Source organism: Cellulophaga fucicola, assembly GCF_900119145.1.
GTDB classification, from domain to species: Bacteria; Bacteroidota; Bacteroidia; order Flavobacteriales; family Flavobacteriaceae; genus Cellulophaga; species Cellulophaga fucicola.
In genome coordinates, this window is sequence record NZ_FPIY01000005.1 from 72,249 (window position 1) to 84,240 (window position 11,992).

At 33.6% G+C, this 11,992-nt stretch carries 11 protein-coding genes; 4 read left to right on the plus strand and 7 right to left on the minus strand.

All coding sequences use genetic code 11. The features are described 5' to 3' along the window. Positions 1 to 354, plus strand: coding sequence for a heavy-metal-associated domain-containing protein (locus BT107_RS14775; protein WP_072304610.1), 354 nt, complete (start codon positions 1 to 3; stop codon positions 352 to 354). Between the two features lie 78 nt (positions 355 to 432). Here the strand turns inward: BT107_RS14775 and groL are convergent, their stop codons facing one another. The 7 genes from groL to miaB form a co-directional block, all read right to left on the minus strand. Then, positions 433 to 2,064: a chaperonin GroEL gene (groL, locus tag BT107_RS14780; RefSeq protein ID WP_072304611.1), complete on the minus strand. Its 1,632-nt coding sequence runs from the start codon at positions 2,062 to 2,064 to the stop codon at positions 433 to 435. Between the two features lie 106 nt (positions 2,065 to 2,170). Next, positions 2,171 to 2,449: a co-chaperone GroES gene (locus tag BT107_RS14785; RefSeq protein ID WP_072304612.1), complete on the minus strand. Its 279-nt coding sequence runs from the start codon at positions 2,447 to 2,449 to the stop codon at positions 2,171 to 2,173. Positions 2,450 to 2,591: 142 nt separating this feature from the next. Next, the gene (gene secG, locus BT107_RS14790) at positions 2,592 to 2,939 is read right to left on the minus strand and encodes a preprotein translocase subunit SecG (RefSeq protein ID WP_072304613.1); all 348 of its coding nucleotides are present in this window, start codon (positions 2,937 to 2,939) and stop codon (positions 2,592 to 2,594) included. A 3-nt stretch (positions 2,940 to 2,942) separates the two neighbouring features. After that, positions 2,943 to 3,887: a hypothetical protein gene (locus tag BT107_RS14795; protein ID WP_072304614.1), complete on the minus strand. Its 945-nt coding sequence runs from the start codon at positions 3,885 to 3,887 to the stop codon at positions 2,943 to 2,945. A gap of 4 nt (positions 3,888 to 3,891) precedes the next feature. Beyond that, a complete protein-coding gene (locus tag BT107_RS14800; RefSeq protein ID WP_072304615.1) occupies positions 3,892 to 4,422 on the minus strand; it encodes an LptE family protein in 531 nt (176 codons plus the stop codon). A 3-nt stretch (positions 4,423 to 4,425) separates the two neighbouring features. Further along, positions 4,426 to 5,706, minus strand: a complete 1,281-nt coding sequence (locus BT107_RS14805) for a sigma-54 interaction domain-containing protein (protein ID WP_072304616.1) — start codon at positions 5,704 to 5,706, stop codon at positions 4,426 to 4,428. Between the two features lie 5 nt (positions 5,707 to 5,711). Then, the gene (gene miaB / locus BT107_RS14810; RefSeq protein WP_072304617.1) at positions 5,712 to 7,151 is read right to left on the minus strand and encodes a tRNA (N6-isopentenyl adenosine(37)-C2)-methylthiotransferase MiaB; all 1,440 of its coding nucleotides are present in this window, start codon (positions 7,149 to 7,151) and stop codon (positions 5,712 to 5,714) included. Between the two features lie 138 nt (positions 7,152 to 7,289). Here miaB and BT107_RS14815 point away from each other — a divergent pair, with 138 nt between their 5' ends. The 3 genes from BT107_RS14815 (at position 7,290) to topA (ending at position 11,987) form a co-directional block, all read left to right on the plus strand. Next, positions 7,290 to 8,054 (plus strand): hypothetical protein, encoded by a 765-nt coding sequence (locus BT107_RS14815; RefSeq protein WP_072304618.1) that lies wholly within the window; start codon positions 7,290 to 7,292, stop codon positions 8,052 to 8,054. 59 nt (positions 8,055 to 8,113) lie between these two features. Continuing rightward, a complete protein-coding gene (locus BT107_RS14820; RefSeq protein WP_072304619.1) occupies positions 8,114 to 9,346 on the plus strand; it encodes an LVIVD repeat-containing protein in 1,233 nt (410 codons plus the stop codon). Between the two features lie 118 nt (positions 9,347 to 9,464). Beyond that, positions 9,465 to 11,987, plus strand: coding sequence for a type I DNA topoisomerase (topA, locus tag BT107_RS14825; protein WP_072304620.1), 2,523 nt, complete (start codon positions 9,465 to 9,467; stop codon positions 11,985 to 11,987). The last annotated feature ends 5 nt before the right edge of the window (positions 11,988 to 11,992 follow it).

Genomic DNA, 11,992 nt, shown 5'->3' on the forward strand with positions numbered 1-11,992 from the left:
ATGAAAAAATTAGTAGTTATTATTGTGATGTTGTTTGCTTATGTGTCTTTTGGGCAAAATAAAAATGCAAAAGCATCTATAGAGGTAGATGGAGTTTGCTTAATGTGTAAAGAACGAATTGAAAAAGCGTGTATAAAAACAAAAGGTGTTAAGAGTGCTATTTGGAATGTAAAAACACACGAGCTTAAAGTTATTTATGACGAGCGTAAAACTAATTTAGATAGCATTCAGAATAGTGTGGTTGCGGTAGGTCATGATACTAAAACTTTAAAGGCTAAAGATGAAGCTTATAATAGCTTGCATACTTGTTGTTTGTACAGAGATACAGAAGTACAAGAAGATCATAAAGAGTAGTTGTAAAAACTATTAAAAACAAAAGCGCTTCAGAAAATATTTTCTGAAGCGCTTTTTTAGTATTCTTAAGTTTAAAGATTACATCATACCTGGCATACCGCCACCCATTTGTGGGCCAGCAGCAGGAGCGTCTTCTCTAATGTCTATTAAAGCACATTCTGTAGTTAAGATCATACCTGCAACAGAAGCAGCGTTTTCTAAAGCTACTCTAGTTACTTTCTTAGGATCTATAATACCTGCTTTAAGCATATCTGTGTAAGTTTCAGATTTAGCATCGTAACCAAAATGACCTTTGCCTTCTATAACTTTAGCAACAACAACAGAACCTTCTCCACCAGCATTTTCTACAATTGTGCGTAATGGAGCTTCAATAGCTCTTGCAACAATTTGTAAACCAGTTTCTTCATCTGCGTTCTCTACTTTAACGTTAGCTAAAACAGATTTAGCTCTAACTAAAGCAACACCACCACCAGCAACAATACCTTCTTCTACTGCAGCTCTTGTAGCGTGTAATGCATCATCAACTCTATCTTTTTTCTCTTTCATTTCTACTTCAGAAGCAGCACCTACATAAAGTACAGCAACACCACCAGCTAATTTAGCTAAACGTTCTTGAAGTTTTTCTTTGTCATAATCAGAAGTAGTAGTCTCTATTTGAGATTTAATCTGATTAACTCTTGTGCTAATAATTTTAGCATCTCCAGATCCATTAACAATAGTTGTGTTGTCTTTATCTATAGAAACTTTTTCACAAGTACCTAGCATATCTAAAGTTGCGCTTTCTAGAGAGAAACCTCTTTCTTCAGAAATAACTGTACCACCAGTTAAGATTGCAATATCCTCTAACATTGCTTTACGTCTGTCTCCAAAACCTGGAGCTTTAACAGCAGCAATTTTTAAAGAACCACGTAATTTATTAACTACTAAAGTAGCTAACGCTTCACCATCTACATCTTCAGAGATAATTAATAAAGGCTTACCAGATTGAGCTACTGGCTCTAATACAGGTAAAAGATCTTTCATTGCAGATATCTTTTTATCAAACAATAAAATGTATGGGTTTTCTAATTCTGCAACCATCTTTTCAGAGTCTGTTACAAAGTAAGGAGATAGGTAGCCTCTATCAAATTGCATACCTTCTACAACGTCTACGTATGTATCTGTACCTTTAGCTTCTTCTACAGTAATAACACCTTCTTTGCCAACTTTACCAAAAGCTTGTGCTATTAACTCGCCAATAGTTTCGTCGTTGTTAGCAGAGATAGATGCAACTTGTTTAATTTCATCAGAAGAATCACCAACTTTTTTAGTTTGCTTAGCAAGATCTTCAACAATTGCTTCAACAGCTTTGTCTATACCTCTTTTTAAGTCCATTGGGTTAGCGCCAGCTGCAACGTTTTTAAGTCCTTCTTTTACTATTGCTTGTGCTAAAACAGTAGCAGTTGTAGTACCATCACCAGCTAAATCATTAGTTTTAGAAGCAACTTCTTTAACCATTTGCGCCCCCATATTTTCTAGAGGATCTGCAAGTTCTATTTCTTTAGCAACAGAAACACCATCTTTAGTTACTGTTGGCGCACCAAAAGATCTACTAATAATTACGTTTCTACCTTTTGGGCCTAATGTTACTTTTACTGCGTTTGCTAAAGCATCTACACCTCTTTTAAGGCCGTCTCTTGCTTCAATGTCAAATTTAATATCTTTTGCCATCTTTAATATGTGTTTTTTAAGTTTTGCCTTTAGTTTATAAACTAAGGGCGTAAGTTTGATTATTTTTTAGATCTAAAAGTCAAAGGACTAATAGCAAATAACTTTTTTAGATAATTGCTAAAATGTCACTCTCTCTCATCATTAAATAGTCAGAACCTTCTAACTTTAACTCGGTACCTGCGTACTTTCCGTAAAGTACAGTATCACCAATAGAAACAGTTATTTTTTCGTCCTTAGTTCCTGGGCCAACAGCAACTACTTTACCTTGTTGAGGTTTTTCTTTAGCAGTGTCTGGAATTATTAATCCAGAAGCTGTTTTAGTTTCTGCTGCCATCGGTTCAATTAGCACTCTGTCTGCCAATGGTTTAATGTTAACTTTAGCCATATTTTATTATTTTTTAATATTAATTTTCTGGTGTTATATAGGCAGAAATTGTGCCACAGCACAAAACTGACAATTTGTAAAACAAAAAATGCCAGCTTGTCATAAGCTGGCATTTTTAATCTGTATGTTGTGTGTGTTTCTACTACTTAATGCTATCCATTAAGTTAGTGTCTGCAGCAGGAGCTTCTGTGTTTGTTGTAACAGGAGCTTCAGTATTTGTTTCTTGTAATAATTTAGAGTCTCCGTTTCCAGATTTTCCTGGTAAAGCTATGTTAGACATTAAAATTAGTATTACTAATAAGGCTGCTAACGTCCAAGTACTCTTGTCTAGGAAATCTCCAGTCTTTTTAACACCACCAACTACTTGGCTACCACCGCCACCAAAAGAAGAAGATAATCCACCACCTTTAGGGTTCTGTACCATAATTACTAACATTAGTAAAAGTGATACTATAATAATAAGAACTAAAAATATTGTAAACGTACTCATCTGTTATATGTTTTCTTTTTGAATTTTTTGTACCGATTTTATTCGGTCTGCAAAGAAACTACTTTTTTCTGGATATTTCAAACTTAAAATCCTATAAGCTTGTATTGCTTTTTTATATTTTTTTTGTTCTAAATAAACCTTAGCAAGCGTTTCGGTCATTAGTTCGTCTTTGTTTAGCTTTACAGAGTTAGAAATGTCTACTTTCTTTTCTATATTTTTAGCTGGCGAAATCTTAGGATTGTTTTTTATAAACTTATCTATAAGGTCGAACTTTGTATTTTTTTTAGGCTTTTTTTCTTCGATTTTTTTAGGCTCTTCTTTTTTAAATTCTTCAGGTTCTTCCTCTGGTTTAGGGGTTGCAAGCTCTAGCCATTGCGCAAAAGAGTGTTTTTCTTTTTTTGTAAAATGTAAAGGTTCACCAATATTTAGTTTCTCGCTTTCAGTTTTATCTTCAGCCGGTTTTTCTTCTTCATCTTCTTCCTCAATTTCATCTTCGTTATCTTCTGCCTTTTCTAAAATAACAGGTTCTTTTGTTTCAAAGAGGTCATCATTTAAAATCTTTTCAGCGTCATCTAAATTTTGCGGTAAAGGTTTGTCTATACTTTCTTCTAACATATTTGGCGGAGATGCTACTTCTTCAGACGTTACATTCATCTCTTTAAGCTTAGCAAGTTCTGTTATTGCAGTAACTTTATTAGAGTTGTCTAGAAATTCTGGAGAGGTTATAAAATCAAATAAAACATCTCTGTTTGCAGTATGTGCAGCAGTAACTTTTAAAGCATTATTGTATTTAAAGCTATTTGTGTTTTTTAAACCTTTTAAGTGAACGGCGTGTGCAGCCTGAAAATATGGGTAGTCTGTAATAATCTCTTCTAACTGATTTATTTGTGCTACAGAGCTAATGCTTTCTGGTTTTTGTAATAAATATGTAAAATCTGTTACTTTCATAAATCTACCAGTCTGCTAAAGATTTGCTAAAAATATCTTGTGTAATACGCTCAAAAAGCTCTGCGTGAGCTTCAGATTTTACAGAAGCCAATAAAGAGTTTGCTGGGTAATCATAAAAAAATGAAAAACGCTGTTCAAAATCCGAGTCCTCTTTTGTTTTGTTATAAAATCTAACATTAACAGCCATAGTTAATCTGTTCTGTGCAGCAGTCTGTGCGGCAGTTGCTGTCATAGGGGAAATTCTGTATTCTACAATTTCGCCTTCGTATACTAAATCGCCGTTAGATGTTGTTAAACTAAGGCTAGTCTGGCTACCAAGTAAGTCTTGCAGTGCATTTGTAAAATCTCTGTCTAAACCTGGCTCTACTGTAGAACCTGCACTTTGCGAGGCATAGTTCTGAAAAAAGTTTACCTGAAAAGATTTTGCATCTCCTGTGCTACCGCCTGTAAAGTTGTATCCAACACTTTTTAATCCGCACGCTTGCACAGATAAAATAGTAATAAATAGTACCGTTATCCTTTTAATATTATTCATCTGCTATAAGTCAAACTGTTTTATTTTTCTATATAAAGTACGTTCAGAAATTCCTAATTCTGCAGCTGCAGCCTTTCTTTTTCCTCTGTTTCTTTCTAGAGATTTTTTTATAAGTTCTATTTCCTTGTCTTGTAAAGATAGGGTTTCTTCCTCTTCTATTTCTTCTGCAAAATGATATTTATCATCTAGTGGCGCAGTTGTAGAAATAATTTCTTCTCGTTCTCTGTTAGGGTTTGGTAAATGCAGAATTTCTGAAGCAGCACTTTCTGCTTCTTCAAAATCTTCGTCGTCATCGTCTCCATATATTTTTTGAATTAGATGCTCATTTTCTTCCTGGACCTTTTCACTATCATTATTTTTCATTAATTCTAGTGTCAACTTTTTAAGGTCGTTAAGGTCTCCTTTCATATCAAAAAGAACTTTGTATAAAATTTCTCTTTCGTTACTAAAATCGCCCTCTTTCTTTTCTTTATTTACAACAGCTGGTAAGTTTTTGTTACCGCCATTTGGTAAGTAGGAGTGTAGTGTTGTTGCAGATATATTGCGTTCAGATTCTAGTACAGATATTTGTTCTGCTACGTTACGCAATTGTCTTATATTACCTGCCCAACGATATTTTTGTAGTAATTGCACAGCTTCTTCAGACAAGCGTATAGTTGGCATTTTATATTTTTGACTAAAGTCTGATGCAAATTTTCTGAATAATAAATGAATATCATCTAAGCGTTCGCGTAAAGGCGGAAGATTTATTTCTACAGTACTTAATCTGTAATACAAATCCTCTCTAAATCTGTTTTTTTGAATAGCCTCAAACATATGTACGTTAGTTGCAGCAACTATACGTACATTGGTTTTTTGTGGTTGTGAAGATCCTACTTTTAAAAATTCTCCATTTTCTAATACGCGTAATAAGCGTACTTGTGTTGTAAGTGGCAGTTCGCCAACTTCATCTAAAAAAATAGTACCACCATCTGCAACTTCAAAATAACCTTTTCTTGTAGTTGTGGCTCCTGTAAAGGCTCCTTTTTCGTGGCCAAAAAGCTCACTGTCTATTGTGCCTTCTGGTATTGCCCCACAGTTAACAGCAATGTATTTTGCGTGCTTTCGGTGAGATAAAGAGTGTATAATTTTAGGTATAGCTTCTTTACCAACACCACTTTCACCAGTTACCAACACAGATATGTCTGTAGGGGCAACTTGTATTGCTTTTTCTATGGCTCTATTAAGTTGTGTATCGTTACCGATAATCTCAAATCGTTGCTTAATTGCTTGTATAGATTCCATTTTGTTTAATTTTTTACAATACTACCTAAAAGGGTTCCTGTGGTACAGTCTTCAACTTTTACTTGTACAAATTGGCCTATTTGGCTGTCTTCTTTTGGAAAAACAATTACGGCATTTTGCGAATTTCTACCTCTCCAGTGTTCTGCAGATCTTTTAGATTCTCCTTCAATTAAAACTTCATCAATTTTACCTAAACGTTGTTGTAATCTATAGCCAGAATGTTCTCTTTGAGCAGCTATTATTTCTGCAAGTCTTCTTTTTTTGTCGGCTTCAGGTACATCGTCTTCTAATTTACGAGCAGCCATTGTTCCTGGTCTTTCGGAGTAAGAATACATATAACCAAAATCGTATTTTACGTATTCTAATAAAGATAAGGTGTCTTTGTGGTCTTCTTCGGTCTCTGTTGGAAAACCAGCAATCATATCCTGAGAAATTGCACAATCTGGAATAATTTTTCTAATATTATCTATTAATGTAAAGTATTCTTCTCTAGTGTGTAAGCGGTTCATCGCTTTTAAAATTCTATTGCTTCCACTTTGTACGGGTAAATGTATATGGTTGCAAATATTATTGTACTTGGCCATAGTTTTAACTACGTCTAAAGTTAAATCTTGTGGATTAGAAGTAGAAAAACGAATTCTCATTTTAGGCTGTGCAATAGCTGTCATTTCTAATAGAGCAGCAAAGTTAACAGCAGTTGCTTTTTGCATTTCGGTAGCATCAACAAAATCCTTTTTTAAGCCGCCACCATACCATAAATAACTATCTACATTTTGTCCTAAAAGGGTAATTTCTTTGTAACCTCTGTTCCAAAGATCGTTAACCTCTTCCAATATAGATTGTGGTTCTCTACTACGTTCTCTACCACGAGTAAATGGTACTACACAAAATGTACACATATTATCGCAACCACGAGTAATAGATACGTATGCAGATATACCATTTGTGTTTAAACGTACAGGAGAAACATCTCCGTAAGTTTCTTCTTTAGATAAGATAACGTTTATAGCGTTACGGCCTTCATCTATTTCTTTTATAAGGTTTGGCAAATCTTTGTAGGCATCTGGACCTACAACCATATCTACAATTTTTTCTTCTTCTAAAAACTGACTTTTTAAACGTTCTGCCATACAGCCTAGAACACCAACTTTTAAGTGTGGTCTAGTTCTTTTTACTGCATTAAATTTTTCTAAACGTTTACGAATAGTAAGTTCTGCTTTTTCTCTAATAGAGCAAGTGTTAACCAATACAAGGTCTGCGTCTTCTAGCACTTGTGTGGTGTTAAAACCTTCTTTAGCTAAAATAGAAGCTACAATTTCACTATCAGAAAAATTCATAGCACACCCATAACTTTCTATATAAAGCTTACGTGTGTTATCTTTCTTGTTCTCTAGTGCTAAAGAATTTCCTTGTACTGCTTCGTCTATAACTTTCTCTTCTGCCATATCTAAATCTACTGCTAACTAATAAAGGGCAAAGATAGTACTAAATATAAAGAAGTGACAATATGACAGTTAATTTTAATAGTTTTTTAGTAATATAATCAAGCTTAAGTTTATTTTTGTGCTTCAAAATAAACAGAAATGGATTTTCACGGCGTAGAAGAGAAAATAAAATTAAGAGCACCTTTAGATTTCGGGAATCTTTTTAGTAAAACAATAGAGTTGTTTAAGCTAGTTTGGATGCAAGGCTTTATAACATTGTTATTTAATGCGTTATCAGCGTTAGTGCTTTTGGTTATTTTGTATATCCCTCTAATAGCGCTTGGTTTAATAGATCCTGTAGCATTTGAGAGTCAGGACCCGCCTACTATGTATCCTTTGTTTGTGATGTTGTTAATGCCTATAATATTTTTGTGTATTAGCGCTGTTTCTTTATTGCTTATGGCTGGTTTTTATAGAGTATGTAAAATTAAAGATGAGAAGTTAACAGCAGCAGAAGGACATTTTTTTTATTTTAAAAAAGAATACATACGTAAGGCTTTTATATTGTCATTAATAACAATTGGGTTAGTCATTGCAGGTATGTTAACTTGTGGTTTTGGTTTAATTTATTTAGGAGTTCCTCTAGCGTTATTCCCCGTGTTTTTGGCTTTTGATGAAGAATTATCTGCGATAGAAATAGTAAAGGCAAGTTTTGCTTTAGGAAACAAAAATTGGTTGGTATTATTTGGTTTGTTGCTTGTTTTGGGTTTTATAGCACAACTAGGAGTGCTGCTTTGTTTTGTAGGGATCTTTTTTACAGCAATGCTTTCTAGAGTTTCAATTTATTATGCTTATAAAGATGGAGTTGGCTTTACGGATAAAACAGAAGATAGGCTAAAATCTCTTATGTCTGATTTTGAATAACCTACGCAACCTTTGTTTTTATTGTGTATCTAGTTTATAACAACTAAACTATAATAAGAATGAAAAAGCAATTTCTTTTAATATTTGCATTTGTGGCAACACTTGTTGGCTGTACAGATGATGTGGATGATAGTAAGTATGCAGATTATTTAGTGGCAAAACCACTTAAAATTAGTTTGTCTGAGTTTGAGAGTGGAGGCGAAGTTATTGCGCCAAAACCTATTGAAGAATCAGGTAAGATATATGCATATAATAACTATGTTTTTATAAACGATAAATATAAAGGGATACACGTAATTGATAATAAAAACCCAGAAAACCCAGTAAAAATAGCTTTTATTAAAATTGCCGGAAATGTAGATATTTCTGTTAAAGATAATTACCTGTATGCAGATAGTTTAAAAGACCTATTGGTTTTTAATATTGCTAATAAGGATAATATTAAACTTGTAAATAGGCTAAAAAATGTATTGCAAGATAATATTGTTTGGCCAATGGCCGATATTTATGAATGGGAAAACGCAACTACACAAGACGAGGTTTTAGTAGGTTGGGAGGTAGTTACCGAGCGTAGATTAAAAGAAGAAACAAACATTTGGCTAGAAAATGTGGCTTTAAATAATACTGCAGATGGTGGTAATGTTGGTCAAGGAGGATCTTTAGCTCGTTTTAAAATTGTAGAAGATTACTTATACGCGGTAGATAACCACTCAATTAATGTATTTAATATAGAAGATTTAGAAAATCCTAAAGATTTAGAAGATGTATATGCTGGGTTTGATATAGAGACTATTTTTAATAAAGACAATTATTTATTTTTAGGAAGTAAAAGCGGAATGTATATTTATGACATTTCTACACCACAAACACCAACATTTGTTTCAGAATTTCAGCACGGTACAGCTTGTGATCCTGTTGTTGTAGATGGCGACTATGCTTACGTAACTTTACGAGGAGGTAATACTTGTGGGGCAACAGAAAGTGGATTGTTTATTATAGATATTAGTACAATTACGAATCCTATTTTAGTAAAACAATACGCTTTAGATGGTCCTTATGGGCTTGGAATAAAGGATAATACGCTTTTTGTATGCGATGGTAATTCTGGTTTAAAAGTCTACGATAAAACAGATGTAAATAATTTAAAAGAAATTAATCATTTTAAAGATATAGTAACTTTTGATGTAATACCACTAGAAGAAAATTTACTAATGGTTGGCGATAATGTATTGTATCAATATAAATATTTAGAAAATAATATAAGCTTGTTAAGTAGCTTAAATCTAGATTAATTTGTTGCCAAAATGTACTAAAGATCGCTCTAAAAAGCGGTCTTTTTTTGTTGGTTTCTACCTTATAACGTATTAAATAAAAAAATTGCTATACTTTTGTACAACCAAAAACCATAAAATGGCGAAGAATTTAGTAATTGTAGAGTCACCTGCAAAAGCAAAAACAATAGAGAAGTTTTTAGGAAAAGATTACAAGGTAGAATCGAGCTTTGGACACATAGCAGATTTGCCATCTAAAGAATTAGGGGTAGATGTAGAAAACAACTTTACACCTAAATATATAGTAGATAGCGAAAAGAAAAAACTTGTAAAAAAACTTAAAGATTTAGCAGATAAAGCAGAGATTATATGGCTTGCAAGTGATGAGGATCGCGAGGGTGAGGCTATTTCTTGGCATTTGGCTGAAGAATTAAAATTAGATAAATCTAAAACAAGAAGAATTGTTTTTAACTCTATTACAAAATCTGCTATACAAAAGGCAATAGAGAATCCAAGAGAAATTAATTACAACTTAGTAAATGCACAGCAGGCACGTAGAGTTTTAGATAGGTTGGTTGGTTACGAGTTATCGCCAGTTCTTTGGAAAAAGATAAAGCCAGGCTTATCTGCAGGTCGTGTACAATCTGTAGCGGTAAGGTTAATTGTAGAGAGAGAAAGATCTATAGAAGCTTTTACGCCAGAAGCATCATTTAGAGTAGTTGCAGAATTTAAAACTGCCTCAGGTAGTAGTTTTTCAGCAAAAATTAATAAAACATTTTCTAGCAAAAAAACAGCAGAAGATTTTTTAAACAAAAATATAGGAGCTAATTTTTCTATTGCTAACTTAGATAAAAAGCCAGCAAAGAAATCTCCAGCAGCACCTTTTACAACATCTACCTTACAACAAGAAGCAGCACGTAAATTGTACTTTTCTGTTGGTAGAACAATGCAAGTTGCACAACGTTTGTACGAGGCAGGTTTAATTACCTATATGAGAACAGATAGTGTAAACTTGTCTAAAGAAGCATTAGATGCAGCAAAAGAAGCTATTGTAGAAAATTACGGAAAAGAATATAGTGAGGTTCGTAGTTTTGTGGGAAAAACAAAAGGAGCTCAAGAAGCTCACGAAGCAATTAGACCTACAGAGATGAAAAAGCAGTCTCCTTCTTTAGAGAGAGACCAAGCTAGGTTATACGAGCTTATTTGGAAACGTACATTGGCATCGCAAATGAGTGATGCGCAATTAGAACGTACCAATGTAAAAATACAAGCAGATAAACATAAAGAAGAGTTTACTGCAAATGGTGAGGTTATTAAGTTTGATGGTTTTTTAAAGGTTTATTTAGAAGGGCATGATGATGAAGATACAGAGGAGCAAGAAGGTATGTTGCCTGCAATGAAAGTTGGAGAAACATTAAACAACAACTTTATTACAGCAACAGAGCGTTTTTCTAGAGCACCTTACAGATTTACTGAAGCATCTTTAGTTAAGAAATTAGAAGAATTAGGAATAGGAAGACCGTCTACCTATGCGCCAACAATTTCTACAATACAAAATAGAGGGTATGTAGAAAAAGGAACTATAGAAGGAGTAGAAAGAAAATACACTCAATTAGTTTTAGAAGCTGGTAGCGTACAAGAAAAAGGATTAACAGAAACAGTTGGTTCAGATAAAGGTAAAATGGTACCTACAGATATTGGGATGATTGTGACAGATTTTTTAGTAAGTCATTTTGAAACCATATTAGATTATAATTTTACTGCTAAAGTAGAAGAAGACTTTGATGAAATTGCTGCTGGTGATGAGGATTGGAGTAAAGTAATGAAAGATTTCTACAAAGATTTTCACCCAAAGGTAGAAGACGTAGAGCAAAATGCAGACAGAGCAAGTGGAGAACGTATATTAGGAACAGATCCAAAATCTGGAAGACAAGTTTCTGTGCGTTTAGGTAGGTTTGGACCAATGGTACAAATAGGAACAGCAGAAGAGGAAGAAAAACCAGAATTTGCAAGTTTATTACCAGAACATTCTTTAGGTACTATAACTTTTGAAGAGGCAATGGAACTCTTTAAATTGCCAAGAGATTTAGGAGAATACGAAGGAGAAGAAGTATCTGCAAACGTAGGTAGATTTGGACCTTATGTAAAGTTTGGTAAAAAGTTTATTTCTATGGAAAAGGGCGAAAGCGCTTTAGATATAACCAAAGAAAGAGCAATAGAGTTAATAAAAGAAAAGCAAATAGCAGATGCGCCAGTAGCTTCTTATGAAGATTTAGAAGTAACTAAAGGTGTTGGGCGTTTTGGACCATTTATTAAATGGAACGGAATGTTTATAAACGTAAATAAAAAGTACGACTTTGATACGCTTTCTTTTGAAGATATTGTAGAACTAATAGAAGCTAAAAAGCAAAAAGAAATAGATAAGCTTATACAAGAGTGGCCAGAAGAAGGTATACGTATAGAAAAAGCTAGATGGGGAAGGCACAATGTCTTAAAAGGAAAAATAAAAGTAGAATTAGCTAAAACAGTAGATGCTACTAAAATTACTCTAGAAGAAGCACAAGCTATGATAGAGAAGAAAACCCCAAAGAAAAAAGCAAAGGCAAAAGCCAAACCTAAGGCAAAAGCGAAAACGAAAGCAAAACCAAAGACAAAGAAGTAAATAAA